Raw genomic sequence first — 15,360 nt, 5'->3', positions numbered from 1 at the left:
TGCGATTGGCTGTCGCCACGCCGCAGGCTTGAGAGTCCGCCTAACTCCGGGATACCAACCATGAGATTGAGATCATTGCTGCCGTGGAGCTCCGCGGCGGGTCGCAGGACCGTGCCCGAGAAGAAGGCCGCAGGTGGCTTCATGTCGCTTGCCGCAGGGGGGCGGGCGAGTTGGACGGGGCGCTCCTATGCGGCACTGTCGCGCGAGGGCTTCATGAAGAACCCGGTCGCACACCGCAGTGTCAGGCTAGTGGCGGAAGCCGCAGTCTCGGTGCCGTGGCTGCTCTACGAGGGCGATCATGAGCGGCCGGATCATGCCATCCTCTAGCTGCTCGGCCAGCCAAACGGACGCATGGGTCGCCGATTTCTTCGAGGCGCTCTATGGGCACCTGCTGCTGTCGGGCAATGCCTATGTCGAGCCGCTGATGGTCGGCGGAAATGTGCGTGAGCTGCACCTGCTGCGGCCTGATCGCATCGGTATCGTCGAGGGCAGGGATGGGTAGCCCGAGGCTTACGACTATCGCGCCGGCGGTTCCGTGCGCCGCTTTCCGGCGGAGACGGAGGGGCTGGGGCTAATGCATCTGAAGCTCTTCCATCCACTCGACATCATCTCGGTTTCCCGCCGCTTGCGGCCGCCCAGGTGGCGCTCGATCTCTCCAATGCGGCGGCGACCTTTAACAAGGCGCTGCTCGACAATTCGGCCCGCCTGTCAGGCGCGCTGGTCTACCAGCCGAAGGAGGGCGGCAATCTCTCGCCCGACCAGTACGAGCGGCTGAAACAGGAACTCGACGAAGGCTATTCCGGCCCGATGCGCGCCGGACGCCCGCTACTCCTCGAGGGCGGGCTCGACTGGAAGTCGATGGGGCTGTCGCCGAAGGACATGGATTTCGTCGAGGCGCGCTGCCCGCGACATCGCGCTTGCCTTCGGCGTGCCGCCGATGCTGCTCGGCATTCCCGGCGACAACACCTATGCCTATTACCAGGAGGCGAACCGCGCCTTCTATCGGCTGACCGTGCTGCCGATGCTGACCCGCACCGCGGCCTCGCTTTCCGCCTGGCTCTCCGGACATTACGAAGACCGCCTGCGGCTTGAGTCCGATTTCGACAAGGTGGCCGGGCTTGCGGCGGAACGCGATCAACTATGGACAAGGTTGGGAAGCGCGGCGTTCTTCACGGACGAGGAGAAGCGCCAGGCGGTGGGGTATTGAAAGCCTGCGCCGGCGCATGAATCAAACTCTGAGCGCCTGGACTCAATGTTCGAGCAAACGCACCCAAGCGATTCAAAAGATTCGCTGAAGTGCGAGGACGGCACCCCGAATACGGCGGCGCGAAGTCGTGACCGCCGGTCGGCTGCCGTTCTTCGCCAACCAAGGATCCCTGCGATGACAGACCTTTCCAACGATGCCGGGCTCTGGGCGACCAGGGCGCTCGGCGCGTCGGCGGGGGCAGCGGTGTCGCTCGTCTATCTCCTGCCGAAAAGCCGACGGGAGGCTGCGAGCCGTTTCTTCACCGGCCTTGCCTGCGGGACGATCTTCGGCGGCCCGACGGGTATCTGGATTGCCGAAAGGCTGGCGCTGGCGGATCGCCTCTCGGCCTCTGAGGTCGTGCTGTCGGGTCGGCGGCGGCAGGCATCTGTGCCTGGTGGGGTCTCGGCATCCTGTCGCGCCTCGCCGGACGATACGGCGCGCGGGCGCTAGCCGGAATAACAGTTTACAACGAGGAGAATATCATGACCGCAAGCCGCGCGCTGGTGCGATCACCCATGGGCGCGGATACGCGCAAGTTCGCCAATCTGGAGCTGAGGGGGCTGAAGCGCGACGGCAGCTTCTCCGGCTATGCCAGCGTCTTTGGCGAAGTCGATCTCGGCAAGGATGCCATCGAGCGCGGCGCCTTCCGCAAGTCGCTGGCTGAACGCGGGGCGTGCGGCGTGCGCATGCTCTTCCAGCATGACCCGGCAGAGCCGATCGGCGCCTGGAAGACCATCCGCGAGGATAGCCGCGGTCTCTTTGTCGAGGGCATGCTTGCCGAGGGTGTGGCCCGGGCGCGCGAGGTGCACCAAAGGCGGCTTCGCTCGTCGGCTTCCCTGTTGTCGAGGCCGAGGACATGCCCGATATCGCGGCCAACGCGCTGTCGATCGCCTTCGGGGACTTCCGCGCCGGCTATCTCGTCGTCGACCGCACCGGCGTGCGTGCTGCGCGATCCCTATTCCGCCAGGCCTTACGTGCTCTTCTACACAACCAAGCGAGTCGGCGGCGGAGTGCAGAATTTCGAGGCGATCAAGCTCATCAAGTTCGCCGTGAGTTGATCGGGGCAAGGCGGGTGCGGCCACTATCCGTATCCGCCTGCCGAATATGCCTGCATCAAACCAATCCAAGATCGTCCATGACTTTTGCACTGATTACCCCACCTTCGGCGGAAGCGCTGACGCTTGCGGAAGTGAAGGCCCATCTGCGGCTTGATGACGGCAGCGAAGATGCGCTGCTGGCCTCGCTGATCAGCGTCGCCCGCGAACATCCGGAGCGCACGACGGGCCTCTGCCTGATCACCCAGATCTGGCGCCTCCATCTTGAATCGTTACCTGAAGATCGCGTGATTCAGATTGCCAAGGGACCGGTGCAAGCGGTTGAAAGCCTGAGCATTTACGATGAGGTGGGCGAGGAAGTGGTCTTGCCCGCGGCCGGCCATGTGCTTGACGGTACTGCCCGGCCGGCGCGTCTGTGCTGGCTCGAAATTTGAACCCTGCCATTGCCGCAAGCGGCATCGAGATCGATTTTTCCGCCGGCTTCGGCGAGAGCCGTGCCGAGGTGCCCGACACACTGAAGCGGGCGATGCTGATGCATGTCGCCCAGATGTTCGCCTTCAGGGGCGCCGTCGCCGTCGAGGACCAGCCAGCAGACGTACCCGCTGGTTACGACCGATTGGTGGCGCCGTTCCTGATGCGGAGGCTCTGATGCGATCCGTCTTCTTCGATCCCGGCCAGATGACCGCGCGCTCGACCTGGAGGCGCCGGAAGAAGCGCCGGACGGGCAGGGTGGCGCGACCGTCACCTTTGCCGCAATTGCTTCCATGTGGGCGCGGATCGAGCCGGTGAGCGAAGTGCGCGAGGAGCGGGCGGGCGCGGATGTTTTCACGCTGACCCACCGTATCTGGCTGCGGTTCCGCAGCGACATCAGGGCCGGGATGCGGCTGCGCAAGGGCGATCGGCTGTTTGCCATCGGCACCTGGCGCGATCCGGATGAGACCGGCCGCTACCTCTGCTGCCTCTGCGAGGAAGAGTTACGATGAGCACTGCCCTTTCGATCACGCTCCGCGATCTGGCGGCGATCCTGGCGCGACTAGCTAGAGATACCGCAGGTAATTCGCCGGCAAACGGAGGCGAGAGCCATGAGCGCAGCCAATGAACTGCTGACGGCTATCCATGCACGCCTGACCGGCGACGCAGAGCTTCTCGTCATGATCGGCGACGACGGTATCCGCGATCGGCTGGTGACCGGGCGAAAGCTTCCTTGCGTGCTGATCGGCGAACTCGTCAGCAACGACTATTCGACTTCGACCGAGAGAGGCGAGGAGCATTTGGTGTCGCTCGAAATCTGCTTCGACGTGGGTGGGCGAAGGCAGGCGCAGCTGGTGGCCTCGCGTCTCCACGCCCTGCTGCAGGATGTGGCGCTCGATCTTGGAGCGTATCACCTCGTCAGCCTGCTGCATCTCAGGACGCAGAGCCGCCGCGAACCGAAGACGAAGCTCTATGTCGCCGAGTTGCGCTTTCGGGCTGTGACGGAGCCGCCGCTGCATAGCGACGCAACCTAGGCCTCGAAGCGGCTCGTGGCGTCGCGGTCGCCTTCGTATCGTCTCGCCAGCGGAAACGGCGGCAGCCACGACTCGCGGCGGATGGTCCAGAGTTCGTAAGTTGGCTGTAACTGGTCGGGAGCATCGAGCGATCCGAGGTTCACTTCGACCTCATCCCCGGAGCGCCCGAAAACCGGGGAGCCGCAGCGGGGGCAGAAGAACCGCCCGTCGTACTCACCTGTCTCGCCTTCGACCGTCACCGCATCCTGAGGAAAGATCGCGGATGCGTGAAAGAGTGCGCCATGATGCTTGCGGCAGTCGAGACAATGACAAATGCCGACCCGATAGGGGCGTCCAATAGCCACGAGGCGGACATTGCCGCAGCGGCAACCGCCAGTGAACCGGTCCATGTTGTTTCTCCTCCAAGATCAAGCGGTGGGCTGCTTATGAAGAAGATGGGAAGGTGACCTGAAATGTCCCGCCCATCGCAGCAACTGCCTGCATCTCTCAGGCCGGTTCGTATACCCTGGTCGCTGCCTTGACCTGCGCAGCCAGCGTCAGCACGAAGCCGAGCGAGATGACGGCGAGCGCGGCGCATGTCGCGATTGCGGTTCCGGCACCGGCGCGATCGAGGATCGCCGTGAAGACGACGGGTGCGATGGCATTGGCGAGGTTCTGCGGCAGCGACAGGCGGGCTGATTGCAGCCCGAATTCGAGCGGCGAGAACAGGGCGAGCGGCAGCAGGGTGCGGGCAACGGTCATGACACCGCAGCCGAAGCCATAGAGCAGGATGAAGGTGACGAGCAGTGGCGTCGAGGGCGGGATCAGCAGCATCATCACGAAGCTTGAGACCATCAGGCTCACGCCCATTGCGGCGCTGAGGATCGGATTGCCGCGACGCCCGAGGAGCATATCCAGGATGCGGGCGGAAATGCCGATCACGCCGCGTGCCGAACCGAGCTGCAGCGCCAGCGCAGGCGAGGCGCCTGACTGACGCAGTATTTCGAGCAGCGATGGCGACACCCCGAAAGTCACGAAAGTCGATATCGTCGTTGCGGCGGCAATCAGCAGGAAGGCCTTGCGCTGTCCCGCAGGCGAAAGCGGCACCGGCGTTTCCTGTGCGGCGCTGCTGTCCGCAGTAAAGGCGATCGGCTTCGGCAGGGCGAAAATATGCAGCGGCAGGCAGACGAAAAACTGCAGCGCCGCGCAGATGAGAAACGTCATGCGCCAGCCGACGCTCGCGTTCAGCTGACTGAGGATCGGCCAGAAGATCGCGCTCGAAAGGCCGGTGAACAGCATGAGGATGGCAATCACCCGTTTGCTGTCAGGTCCGGCTCGCTCGACGACGGCGGTATAGGCCGGAGCGGAAAGACCGAAGGCGCCGCCGGCGCCGATCGCAATCCAGGCAAGTCCATAGAGGACGAGGCCGTGCGCGGCTGACAACAGCAGCAGGCCGATCGTGAAGGTAATCGACGCGGCGGCGAGCACGCGGGCGGCTCCATGCCGGGCGAGCAGGCGGCCCGTCGCAGGGCCGACAAGGGCGCTGACGACCATCATGATGCTCAACCCGCCGAAAACCACCTCATTCGGCAAGCCGAGATCCGGCGCGATGACGCGCCCCATGACACCGAGCATGTCGAAGGTACTGCCCCAGCCAATCAGCTGGGTGACGGCAAGCACGGCAATCGTCTGCACCGAGCGCAGGGGGATGGATCGAGACATGGAGGGCTTTGACGCGAACGGGGTAGGGGCGGGCAAGGTCGTAGCAGCTTCGCCGGCTGGTTGAAAGTGACAAGTGGATGACACCAAGGGCGCCGGCTGCGCCTGTTTCCTCGAAGGGATCGGACAACGGTGGCGCAGAAGGGCAAGGACCTGCTCCTGAAGATATTCAACGGTACGGCTTACAAAACGGTGGCGGGGCCGTTCCAGGCGAGCGCGCTCGAATATTCCGGCCAGTATAATGGCGAGGTGATGTTCGAGCTGGCGCTGGAATCGGCCGGCGTCATCAGCTTCGAGGCGCTCTGATGCGGGCGGCGAGGGCAAGGGCGAACCGGCGCCGCGGCGAGATCGAGGCTGTCATCGATGGTGAACAGCGGATCCTCTGCCTCATGCTTGACGCGTTGGCGGAACTGGAGACAGCGTTCTCCGCGGACAATCTCGTCGGTCTGGCCGAGCGCTTCTCGCGCGGACAGCTGAAGGCAGCCGACATGATCCGTATCATCGGCGCCGGTCTTCGCGGCGGCGTCGGAAAGTGCAGCTCCCTATTTTTCCAACCGAAGCCGAGCCGACACCATGCAGCGGCGTTTCCTGGAGGCGCATCACGCGTCGTGGACCAGCGGTGGTCCTCCGGCCGGAATGGTCGATCCGGCGCACCTTTTCGTCTGGTCGTGGGACGCGCGGCCTTTTCCGGCCTTTCCGCGCTGAATACATCGACATGGAGTGACGGCGCCAACTGGAGGATTGGGCATTGGCTGAACGGCAGGCTCGGTGGTGGCACTCCGGCGGAGGTCGTGGCCGCGGTGCTGCGGGAACACGGCTTTGACGATTTCGACGTATCGGAGGTCAGCGGCGATCTGTCGGGGTATGTGCAGGGGGACTCCGCGCGCAGCCTGATCTAGCCACTCCAGGAAGCGTTTCGGATCGATGCGATCGAAGTTGCGGGGCTTTTGCGTTTCCGGTCCCGCATGCGGACAAGCCTGCCGGCGCTGCCAGTCGAAATTCTTGTGGACCGCGAAGACGAGCCGCTGTGGCAGGAGACGCGTGGTCATGACAGCGATTTTGCCGCCGAAGCCTTGCTGAGCTTCTACAACCCCGACCTCGATTATGAGCAGGCGAGCGCCCGTTCCCATCGCGTGGCGCCATCGACGAACCGGATCATTCAGCAGCATCTCACAGCCGTCGTACCTGAGGAGACGGCGCTTGCCGCTAACGAGGCGTTGTTGCGCGACAATCGCATTGCCCGGCGCTCCATCCGGTTCTCACTGCCGCCGAATGAGATGCGTATCCAGACTGGCGATATCGTTACACTCCCAGACGGACCCCACGGTCGCTTCCTGATCACCCGCGTCGAAGATGGGGACGCCCGCCGGGTCGAGGCGCGCGAATTTGCGGCCTCGGTCGATAGGAGTGCAGGGACGGTTACTGGTGCAAAGCCGAGCGGCGAGGGCGGCTCGAACCTGTTTTCTCCCGTCGTTCAGCTGATGGACCTGCCGCGATTCGATGGCAGCGATCCTTCGAGCTTCGCCCGAGGCGCAGCCTTTGCAAAACCGTGGACAACAATCGGGCTATCGTCGTCTGCTATGAGCGAGGGTTACAAAGGCAGGGTGCTACTCGATCGGCCGGCCGGCATTGGCTCATTGACATGCGCGCTCGCGGCAGGGGTTGTCGGCCGCTTTGACTGGTCACTGCCGCTCGAACTTGATCTGCCATATGGCGGCCTGGCTTCGGCACCGGCGACCTCAGTTCTGAATGGCGCCAACCTTATGGCGCTCTTGTCGGTCAACGGTGCCTGGGAAGTCCTGGCGTTCCGGGAGGCCGAGGAGGTAGAGAGTGGGCGTTGGGCGCTGCATGGCTTGTTACGGGCGCTTGCCGGCACCGAGGATGCGATGCTTTCCGGGGCAGCAGTCGGCTCGGCCGTCGTGCTGCTCGACGAAGCGGTCAAGCCGCTCGGCCTCGGCAGCGACGAAATGGACCTGCGGTTGAATTGGATCGCCGAAACGGCCTCGTCGGCTGGGAAGGCCGGCCCCTTTGCCTTCGAGGGAGGCCTGCGGGCACTGACGCCGCTTGCCCCGTCCACATCAGATGCGCGCGCAACGACGATGGCGTGAAGGTCCCTGGATCCGGCGCGGGCGCGACAGCGCCGACAACTGGCTCGCCGCCGAAATTCCGCTGGATGAGCCGTTTGAACGCTACCGCGTCGAGATTATGGACGGTGACGCGGTTCTGAGAGTAAGCGAATCCGACAGGGCGGAGTGGGTTTATCCCACCGCTGACGAACTCGCCGATTTCGGCCATCCGCAAAACAGCCTCAGCCTGCGTGTCCGGCAACTTGGGGAACGTGTGTCGCTCGGCATTCCGGCGCACGCGACATGTGTTGTGTGAATTTCATCTTGAAGGAGAGAAAATGATAGATCTGAAGAATTGGTACAGTTCGAAGACCATTTGGGGCGCGCTGATTTCAATCGTCGCATCTGTGTTGCATTTTGTCAGTATCGACCTTGGTGCGACGGACAAGAGCCAGTTGGTCGACACAGTCGTCAACATAGCTGGCGCACTCGGCGGCCTGCTCGCTGCTTACGGGCGTGTCACCGCCAAGGCGACCATCAAGTCCGTTTCTTGAATCCGGCGCGGCGAGCGGAAAGCTTCGTTCGCCGACCGGACTTTTGAACACGCCTGGCGTGAATTCGGAATTGTTCTAAATATCAAGGATTACAAGGCATTCATTTGCCATTCAGGTCTCTTGAGTACATAGTCTGGGCCAAGTTAGTATCCATTGAAAGCATTGCACATGGCCTCTCCCTTGAGCGTCGCAGCGCTAGCCGCCGGGCTGGCGATAACGTCGCCCTCACCGGATAATCCGCGTACCTTGACGGTGCGTGTTGCAGGCGATTGCAGCGAGGCCGCGCGTGAGGTTGTGGAAAAAACGGGAGGTCAGCTCCTTTCCGTTCAGCCTGCTGGCGACAGCTGCATCATCACCGTCCTCGTCCAAGGCAACGGACAGCGCCCGCGTAAAGTGACCGTCAAGGTTCCGATGTAGGCAGAATCGCCCTATCTAGACGCCAAGAGATCAAGCGGAGCAAAGCGGACCGATGCGCATTCTGGTAGTCGAAGACGATGTCAACCTGAACCGGCAGCTCAGCGACACGTTGAAGGAAGCCGGTTACGTCGTCGATCAGGCCTTTGACGGCGAGGAGGGCCACTTCCTCGGCGATACCGAGCCTTATGACGCGATCATTCTCGATATCGGACTGCCGGAACTGGATGGCGTCACGGTGCTCGAAAAGTGGCGTGGCGCAGGTCGCGGCATGCCCGTGCTGATCCTGACGGCGCGCGACCGCTGGAGCGACAAGGTCGCGGGCATCGACGCCGGCGCGGATGACTACGTCACCAAGCCGTTCCATGTCGAGGAAGTGCTGGCACGCATCCGCGCCCTGATCCGCCGCGCGGCGGGGCATTCCTCGTCCGAGATCATCTGCGGCCCCGTGCGGCTCGATACCAAGAGCTCAAAGGCGACAGTCAATGGTGTGGCGCTGAAGCTGACCTCGCATGAGTACCGGCTGCTGTCCTATCTCATGCATCACATGGGGGAAGTGGTTTCGCGTACCGAGCTGGTCGAACATATGTACGATCAGGATTTCGACCGCGATTCCAATACGATCGAGGTTTTCGTCGGGCGCCTTCGCAAGAAGATGGGCGTCGATCTGATCGAAACGGTGCGCGGGCTCGGCTACCGCATCCAAGCGCCGAACAATGCGAATTAAATCGCTTACTGCACGCGTCCTGCTGCTGACCACGATCTGGTCGACTGTCGCGCTTGTCGTCATCGGGTTGCTGATCTCGACGCTCTACCGAAAGAGCGCGGAGCGCGGCTTCCAGGACCTTTTGCGCGCCCAGCTCTATAACGTCGTCAATTCCGTTACGATCGGCGACCAAGGGGCGCTCAGCGGCAGCCCGCAACTTGGCGACCTGCGTTTTGCGCAGCCGAAGACGGGCTGGTATTGGGTCGTCGAACCACTCGGCACCTACACGGCGCCGCCGCTCGTGTCGCCCTCGCTGGGTTCCGCGTCGATCCCTGTACCCTCTGTTCTCGAAGCGCCCTTCGACAAGAATTATGAGCGCTACTATCAGGTGACGGATGCTGCGGGGAATCGGATCCAGGTTGCCGAGACCGAGGTCGTGCTGGATACTGACGGTCGCGCCGCCCGCTTCCGCGTGACCGGCAACGTCGATGTTGTCGAGAACGACGTTCGCAATTTCTCCCATAGCCTTTACCTGGCGCTAGCCGGCTTCGGTGTCGGCAGCCTGATCGTCAACGCACTGGCGATTCTCTACGGCCTCAAGCCGCTCGACAAGGCGCGCGCCGCGCTCGAGCGAATTCGCGCCGGCGAGAGCGAGCAGTTGAAGGGCGATTTTCCGCGCGAAATCCTGCCGCTCGCCAACGAGGTCAACGCGCTGATCGACAGCAATCGCCGCATTGTCGAGAGGGCGCGCATGCAGGTCGGCAACCTTGCCCACTCCCTGAAGACGCCGATTGCCGTGCTGCTCAACGAGGCGCGCGTGCTGGAACGCACGCACGGCGATCTCGTGCGCGGCCAGGCGGAGGCGATGCAAGGCCAGGTGCAGTCGTATCTGAACCGTGCCCGCATTGCGGCGCAACGCGAATCCGTGCTTGCCCGCACCGACGCCGAACCCGCTCTTGAGCGCCTGGTGCGCGTGATGCGGCGCTTGAACCCCGACAAGCAGTTTGAACTCACGGCGGCGCAGCCACATGTTGCGGTCGCCATGGAACAGCAGGACCTAGAAGAGATCGTCGGTAACCTTTTGGAGAACGCTGCCCGTTTCGCGGCGACCAAGGTTCGCGTTTCCGTCGCGGAAGCACCGGAGGAGGTCAAGGGCACGGAAGGCAGCGGGCGTCGCCACTGGGTCGAGCTCGTTGTCGAGGACGATGGGCCAGGACTTGAGCAGGATCAGGTTCGCGAGGCGCTGAAGCGCGGCAAGCGGCTGGACGAAAGCAAACCGGGCACCGGCCTTGGACTTTCGATCGTGACGGAGATTTCCAACGAGTATCAGGGGCGGCTCGAATTGTCCCGCGGCGAATGGCAGGGATTGAAGGCCCGGCTTATTTTGCCTGGCATCACAAAGGATGTTGCGTGAGCATTTGCTTGATGTCACATAGACATAGGCGATTGCATAGCATGCTTTGCCTTATTGCCGACACGGCTTGGTGCGCGTGTGGCTGCGTAATTGACACCTAATTCTGGTTCGGCTGAATGATGCTACGTTCGCAAGGCATGATCGTTTCCTCGCTTCTTGTCGCCATCACGCTTTCAGCGTGCCAATCGACAAAAAGCGGTGGCTCCGGCGGTCTTTTCTCGAGGAAACCTCCTGCTTCGGCTACCTATATCGCGGCGTTGCAGGGCGGCATCATCGGTCGCAGCGGCGTGGATATCAGCGACAGCGACCTCCAGCGCGCCCTGGAAGCCGAGTATCGCGCGCTGGAAAGTGCTGCAGTCGGACAGCCTGTTGTCTGGAGCGGGCGCAATGTCAGCGGCAGGGTCGTCGCGTCTGCACCCTACCAGGTCGGCTCGCAGAACTGCCGTCAGTATACCCATAGCGTGACGATCGGCGGCAAGGAAACGGTGGCGCGCGGTTCCGCCTGCCGAAACGATAATGGCAGTTGGTCGCCCCTCGGCTGAGCGACGGCAGAATAACTGCTCGGGCCATGTTGCGGCCAAACGCCTCAAATAATCGTCATTGCGGCTTTGCTTGTTGGAATAGATGTTCGCTTCGAGTATTTGGCATCTATGCTTTTCTGGATTCTTGTGGCCGCTCTGACGGCCGCCGTCGCTGCCGTTCTGCTTTACCCGCTTCTGCGTGACACGAGAGCGGTCGATGACGCGCATGCCGGGGAGGCTGCCGTCTATCGCGATCAGTTGCGGGAACTCGATCGCGATCTCTCTGGTGGGCTGATTTCAGAGGATGAGGCCGATTACGCGCGAGCCGAAATTGGCCGGCGCCTGATCACTGTCTCGGCCGCGCCGGTCATCGATCGCAAGGCCTCGAAACATCACCGTCTTTCCGAGGCGTTCGTGCTGTTGCTCCTGCCGATGGTGGGGCTCTGTCTTTACATTTTTGTTGGGCGACCCGATTTGCCGTCGCAGCCGCTGCAAGCCAGACTTGAGAATCCCGGCAACGATATGGCGATCCTGGTCGCCAAGGCCGAGCGGCACCTGGCGCAAAATCCCGATGACGGCAAGGGCTGGGACGTCCTGGCACCGATATACTTCAACACTATGCGTGTCGCCGATGCCGAGAATGCCTATCGCCGCGCGATCCGTCTGCTCGGGCCGAGCCCGGCGCGGCTGGACGGCCTTGCCGAGACGCTGATGGCGATCTCGGACGGTGTGGTCACCGAAGATGCGCGCAAGGTGTTGGAGCAGTCGCTTCAGCTAGATCCCGACAATCCGAAGGCCCGGTTCTACATTGCGCTTAGCATGGAGCAGGCTGGTCAGGCAGCAGAGGCCAAGGTCGCCTTCGAGGCGCTCGCGAAGCAATCGCCGGCCGACGCGCCCTGGTTGCCGCTGGTCGGCGAACACATTGCGAAGAATGGCGGCGCGCCGCCGAGCGGTGCCGCGCGCGTGCCGGGTAATCCGACGCAGGCTGAGGTTGCCGCTGCGGAGAGCATGAGTCCGGGCGACCAGCAACAGATGATCCGCGGCATGGTGGAGAGCCTTGATGCCAAGCTGACCCAGGACCCGAACAATCTGGAAGGCTGGCTACGGCTTGTCCGCTCTTATGTCGTATTGAAAGACACGGATCGCGCAGTTGCGGCTCTGAAGCGCGGACTGGCAACGTTTCCGGCCAGCAGCGGACAAGGCAAGCAACTCCTTGCGCTGGCGCAAGAACTTGGCATTGCGATGGATGGCGGCGTGTCGCCGAGCGGCGCCGCGAGCGCGCCCGGTAATCCCACCCAGGCTGAGGTTGCCGCAGCCGAGAGCATGAGTGCCGGTGACCAGCAACAGATGATCCGCGGCATGGTGGAAAGCCTTGATGCCAAGCTTACCCAGGACCCGAACAATCTGGAAGGCTGGCTGCGGCTTGTGCGTTCTTATGCCGTATTGAACGAAAAGGCGCACGCGGTCGACGCGTTGCAGCGTGGACTCGCGGTATTCCCTGCAACCGGCGAGCAAGGCAAGCAACTGTTGGCGCTGGCGCGAGAGCTCGACATTGCGACAGAAGGAATGACGGAATGACGCGCAAGCAGAAGCGCCTGGCGGTGATCGGTGGCGGCATGAGCTTCATCATTGCGGCGGTGCTGCTCGTCATGTTCGCCTTCAGCCAGTCGGTGGCCTATTTCTATATGCCTGCGGATATCGCCAAGAACCCGGTGCCGCCTGGAACGCGCATACGTCTCGGTGGCCTGGTGGGCGAGGGCAGCATCGTGCGCGGGGGGGGATCGACAGTGCAGTTTGCGGTGACCGATGCGACCGGCGATCTGGTCAGGGTACGATATACCGGCATTCTTCCCGACCTCTTTCGCGAGGGCCAGGGCGTGGTGACCGAGGGGCGTTTCGAAACGGGCAGCGACGTCTTCACCGCCGATACGGTGCTGGCCAAGCACGACGAGAAATACATGCCGAAGGAAGTCGCCGACAAGCTGAAGGCCCAAGGGCTTTGGAAGGAAGGAGAGGCGGTGCAATGATCATCGAGATCGGCCACTATGCCCTGATCCTGGCGCTGGCGACGGCGCTCGTGGTTTCGGTTGTTCCGGTGATCGGTGCAAGGCGCCTCGACCGTGCGATGATGGATCTGGCCTCTGTAGGGTCCCTGGCGATGTTCGCGCTGGTGGCGTTCTCCTTCGGAGTTCTGACCTACGCCCAYGTCGTCTCCGACTTCTCKGTCGCCAACGTCTGGGAGAACTCCCATTCGCTTGTGCCGCTGCTGTTCAARTTGTCAGGCGTCTGGGGCAATCAYGARGGCTCGATGATGCTCTGGCTGCTGATCCTGGTGCTGTTCAGCGCCCTGGTCGCGSTCTTCGGACGGAATTTGCCCGATACGCTGCGGGCAAACGTGCTCGCCGTGCAGGCCTGGATATCGGTCGCCTTCATCCTGTTCATCCTGCTGACCTCCAATCCCTTCATGCGGCTGGATCCGGCYCCGGCCGAGGGGAAGGACCTCAACCCGGTGCTGCAGGACGTCGGTCTGGCGATCCACCCGCCGCTGCTCTATCTCGGCTATGTCGGCTTCTCCGTCTGTTTCTCCTTTGCCGTGGCTGCCCTTCTCGAAGGCCGCATCGATGCCGCCTGGGCGCGCTGGGTGCGGCCCTGGACGCTGGCYGCCTGGACGTTCCTGACGCTYGGCATCGCCATGGGCTCCTACTGGGCCTATTACGAGCTCGGCTGGGGCGGCTGGTGGTTCTGGGATCCGGTCGAGAATGCCTCCTTYATGCCCTGGCTTGCCGGGACCGCGCTGCTGCATTCGGCGCTCGTCATGGAAAAGCGCGAGGCGCTGAAGATCTGGACGGTGCTGCTTGCCATCCTGACCTTCTCGCTGTCGYTGATGGGCACGTTCCTCGTGCGCTCGGGGGTYCTGACCTCGGTGCACGCCTTTGCCAGCGATCCGACCCGCGGCGTCTTCGTCCTGTTCATTCTSCTGATCTTCATCGGCGGGTCGCTGTCGCTCTTTGCCTTCCGYGCGCCGCAGCTCTCGGCCGGCGGCTTGTTTGCGCCGATCTCGCGCGAAGGGGCGCTTGTCCTCAACAACCTGATCCTCACSGTCGCCTGCGGCACGGTGCTGACAGGCACGCTCTATCCGCTGCTTTTGGAGACGCTGACCGGCGACAAGATCTCGGTCGGGCCGCCCTTCTTCAACATGACCTTCGGCCTGCTGATGGCGCCGCTGCTGGTCATCGTTCCCTTTGGCCCKCTGCTCGCCTGGAAGCGCGGCGATCTGCTCGCTGTTCTGCAGCGGCTCTATCTGGTCGCGATCCTGGCGTTTGTTGTTGCGGTGGTCTTCTTCTATGTCCAGCACGGCGGTCCCGTGCTTGCCGTGCTTGGCCTTGCTGCGGCGCTGTTCCTGATCTTCGGCGCGATCGCCGATCTGTGGTATCGCGCCGGCGTCGGCAAGGTGGCTGCCTCCGTCGCCTGGAGACGCCTTGCCGGCCTGCCGCGCTCGGCCTTCGGCACGGCGCTCGCGCATGCCGGGCTTGGYGTTGCCGTCCTTGGCATCGTCGCGGTGACCACCTTCGAAACCGAGCATGTCATCGAGATGAAGYCCGGCCAGACGGTCGAAGCCGGCGGCTACGCCGTGCGGTTCGACGGCATGAAGCCGGCGACCGGACCGAACTACAGCGAAGAGCGCGGTCATTTCACCATCGGCCGCGGCGGCGTCGAGGTTGCCGATGTCTGGTCGTCCAAGCGGATCTAYACGGCGCGGCAGATGCCGACGACGGAAGCCGGCATCGTGACGTTCGGGCTGAGCCAGCTCTATGTGTCGCTCGGCGATCCGACGAACGACGGGGGCATGGTCGTRCGSATCTGGTGGAAGCCCTTCATTCTCTGCATCTGGGGYGGCGCGGTGATCATGGCRATCGGCGGCTTCGTGTCGCTGAGCGACCGGCGCCTGCGTGTCGGGGCGCCGAACCGCAGGGCAAAGCCGCTGCGTCCTGCCATGGAGCCGGCCGAATGATGAGGCGTCTGCTCCTGGTGATAGCGATAGTTCTGTCGGCCGCGCCGGCCTTTGCCGTCAATCCGGACGAGGTTCTTGCCGATCCGGCGCTCGAGGCGCGCGCCCGGGCGATCTCCGCCGAACTGCGCTGCATGGTCTGCCAGAACCAGTCGATCGACGATTCCAATGC

Annotated in this window: 13 protein-coding genes and 9 pseudogenes; 20 read left to right on the top strand and 2 right to left on the bottom strand. The window is 63.2% G+C overall.

The features are described from left to right. Positions 1-60: 60 nt before the first annotated feature. From AC1DE4_RS16655 to AC1DE4_RS16625, 7 genes and pseudogenes are all read left to right on the top strand, one after another. Positions 61-1,207 (top strand): annotated as a pseudogene (locus AC1DE4_RS16655) (phage portal protein). A 174-nt stretch (positions 1,208-1,381) separates the two neighbouring features. Further along, positions 1,382-1,698, top strand: a pseudogene (locus AC1DE4_RS16650) (DUF6107 family protein); the annotation flags it as partial. Between the two features lie 30 nt (positions 1,699-1,728). Then, positions 1,729-2,055: pseudogene (locus AC1DE4_RS16645) on the top strand (HK97 family phage prohead protease); the annotation flags it as partial. Continuing rightward, positions 2,037-2,304: pseudogene (locus AC1DE4_RS16640) on the top strand (phage major capsid protein); the annotation flags it as partial. The pseudogenes AC1DE4_RS16645 and AC1DE4_RS16640, both read left to right, overlap by 19 nt. 77 nt (positions 2,305-2,381) lie before the next feature. Continuing rightward, positions 2,382-2,950: pseudogene (locus AC1DE4_RS16635) on the top strand (head-tail connector protein). Beyond that, positions 2,950-3,284: pseudogene (locus tag AC1DE4_RS16630) on the top strand (phage head closure protein). Before AC1DE4_RS16635 ends, AC1DE4_RS16630 begins: the two co-directional pseudogenes overlap by 1 nt. Positions 3,285-3,383: 99 nt before the next feature. Then, positions 3,384-3,806, top strand: a complete 423-nt coding sequence (locus AC1DE4_RS16625; protein ID WP_477882058.1) for a DUF3168 domain-containing protein — start codon at positions 3,384-3,386, stop codon at positions 3,804-3,806. Here the strand turns inward: AC1DE4_RS16625 and AC1DE4_RS16620 are convergent. Further along, positions 3,803-4,195 (bottom strand): GFA family protein, encoded by a 393-nt coding sequence (locus tag AC1DE4_RS16620; protein ID WP_018860054.1) that lies wholly within the window; start codon positions 4,193-4,195, stop codon positions 3,803-3,805. The genes AC1DE4_RS16625 and AC1DE4_RS16620 overlap by 4 nt on opposite strands. A gap of 97 nt (positions 4,196-4,292) precedes the next feature. Beyond that, positions 4,293-5,507 carry an MFS transporter gene (locus AC1DE4_RS16615; protein WP_477882056.1) on the bottom strand — a complete coding sequence of 405 codons (1,215 nt, stop codon included), beginning with the start codon at positions 5,505-5,507 and terminating at the stop codon, positions 4,293-4,295. A gap of 180 nt (positions 5,508-5,687) precedes the next feature. Here AC1DE4_RS16615 and AC1DE4_RS16610 point away from each other — a divergent pair. The 13 genes and pseudogenes from AC1DE4_RS16610 to AC1DE4_RS16550 all read left to right on the top strand — a co-directional run. Further along, positions 5,688-5,810 (top strand): annotated as a pseudogene (locus AC1DE4_RS16610) (phage tail tube protein); the annotation flags it as partial. Then, a pseudogene (locus tag AC1DE4_RS16605) lies at positions 5,810-6,025 on the top strand (gene transfer agent family protein); the annotation flags it as partial. The pseudogenes AC1DE4_RS16610 and AC1DE4_RS16605, both read left to right, overlap by 1 nt. 426 nt (positions 6,026-6,451) lie before the next feature. Next, positions 6,452-7,612: a phage tail protein gene (locus tag AC1DE4_RS16600; RefSeq protein WP_477882054.1), complete on the top strand. Its 1,161-nt coding sequence runs from the start codon at positions 6,452-6,454 to the stop codon at positions 7,610-7,612. Further along, positions 7,587-7,886: a hypothetical protein gene (locus AC1DE4_RS16595; RefSeq protein WP_477882052.1), complete on the top strand. Its 300-nt coding sequence runs from the start codon at positions 7,587-7,589 to the stop codon at positions 7,884-7,886. The genes AC1DE4_RS16600 and AC1DE4_RS16595 overlap by 26 nt, the downstream gene beginning before the upstream one ends. Positions 7,887-7,908: 22 nt before the next feature. Next, entirely contained in the window at positions 7,909-8,124 is a 216-nt protein-coding gene (locus AC1DE4_RS16590) for a hypothetical protein (protein ID WP_018860058.1), read from the top strand. 168 nt (positions 8,125-8,292) lie between these two features. Then, positions 8,293-8,541 carry a hypothetical protein gene (locus AC1DE4_RS16585; protein WP_018860059.1) on the top strand — a complete coding sequence of 83 codons (249 nt, stop codon included), beginning with the start codon at positions 8,293-8,295 and terminating at the stop codon, positions 8,539-8,541. Between the two features lie 52 nt (positions 8,542-8,593). Next, positions 8,594-9,265: a response regulator transcription factor gene (locus tag AC1DE4_RS16580; RefSeq protein WP_018860060.1), complete on the top strand. Its 672-nt coding sequence runs from the start codon at positions 8,594-8,596 to the stop codon at positions 9,263-9,265. Next, entirely contained in the window at positions 9,255-10,658 is a 1,404-nt protein-coding gene (locus AC1DE4_RS16575) for a sensor histidine kinase (protein ID WP_018860061.1), read from the top strand. Before AC1DE4_RS16580 ends, AC1DE4_RS16575 begins: the two co-directional genes overlap by 11 nt. Positions 10,659-10,774: 116 nt before the next feature. Beyond that, positions 10,775-11,200 carry a membrane protein gene (locus AC1DE4_RS16570; protein WP_025661003.1) on the top strand — a complete coding sequence of 142 codons (426 nt, stop codon included), beginning with the start codon at positions 10,775-10,777 and terminating at the stop codon, positions 11,198-11,200. A gap of 108 nt (positions 11,201-11,308) precedes the next feature. Further along, positions 11,309-12,430, top strand: a pseudogene (gene ccmI / locus AC1DE4_RS16565) (c-type cytochrome biogenesis protein CcmI); the annotation flags it as partial. 323 nt (positions 12,431-12,753) lie between these two features. After that, entirely contained in the window at positions 12,754-13,206 is a 453-nt protein-coding gene (gene ccmE / locus AC1DE4_RS16560) for a cytochrome c maturation protein CcmE (RefSeq protein ID WP_025661001.1), read from the top strand. Further along, positions 13,203-15,191 (top strand): heme lyase CcmF/NrfE family subunit, encoded by a 1,989-nt coding sequence (locus AC1DE4_RS16555; RefSeq protein WP_477882050.1) that lies wholly within the window; start codon positions 13,203-13,205, stop codon positions 15,189-15,191. Before ccmE ends, AC1DE4_RS16555 begins: the two co-directional genes overlap by 4 nt. Beyond that, on the top strand, positions 15,188-15,360 hold a 173-nt coding region (locus tag AC1DE4_RS16550; protein ID WP_477882160.1), incomplete at its 3' end, for a cytochrome c-type biogenesis protein. The genes AC1DE4_RS16555 and AC1DE4_RS16550, both read left to right, overlap by 4 nt.

Source organism: Rhizobium sp. 10N414, from assembly GCF_056394785.1.
This window is presented reverse-complemented; position numbering and strand designations above follow the sequence as displayed.

What these genes read in the sequence shown, in the direction of transcription:
- AC1DE4_RS16575 (WP_018860061.1), top strand. Translation starts at nt 9,255, where the DNA reads ATGCGAATTAAATCGCTTACTGCACGCGTCCTGCTGCTGACCACGATC.
- AC1DE4_RS16595 (WP_477882052.1), top strand. Translation starts at nt 7,587, where the DNA reads ATGCGCGCGCAACGACGATGGCGTGAAGGTCCCTGGATCCGGCGCGGG.
- AC1DE4_RS16585 (WP_018860059.1), top strand. Translation starts at nt 8,293, where the DNA reads ATGGCCTCTCCCTTGAGCGTCGCAGCGCTAGCCGCCGGGCTGGCGATA.
- AC1DE4_RS16615 (WP_477882056.1), bottom strand. Translation starts at nt 5,507, where the DNA reads ATGTCTCGATCCATCCCCCTGCGCTCGGTGCAGACGATTGCCGTGCTT.
- AC1DE4_RS16620 (WP_018860054.1), bottom strand. Translation starts at nt 4,195, where the DNA reads ATGGACCGGTTCACTGGCGGTTGCCGCTGCGGCAATGTCCGCCTCGTG.
- AC1DE4_RS16590 (WP_018860058.1), top strand. Translation starts at nt 7,909, where the DNA reads ATGATAGATCTGAAGAATTGGTACAGTTCGAAGACCATTTGGGGCGCG.
- ccmE (WP_025661001.1), top strand. Translation starts at nt 12,754, where the DNA reads ATGACGCGCAAGCAGAAGCGCCTGGCGGTGATCGGTGGCGGCATGAGC.
- AC1DE4_RS16625 (WP_477882058.1), top strand. Translation starts at nt 3,384, where the DNA reads ATGAGCGCAGCCAATGAACTGCTGACGGCTATCCATGCACGCCTGACC.
- AC1DE4_RS16580 (WP_018860060.1), top strand. Translation starts at nt 8,594, where the DNA reads ATGCGCATTCTGGTAGTCGAAGACGATGTCAACCTGAACCGGCAGCTC.
- AC1DE4_RS16570 (WP_025661003.1), top strand. Translation starts at nt 10,775, where the DNA reads ATGATGCTACGTTCGCAAGGCATGATCGTTTCCTCGCTTCTTGTCGCC.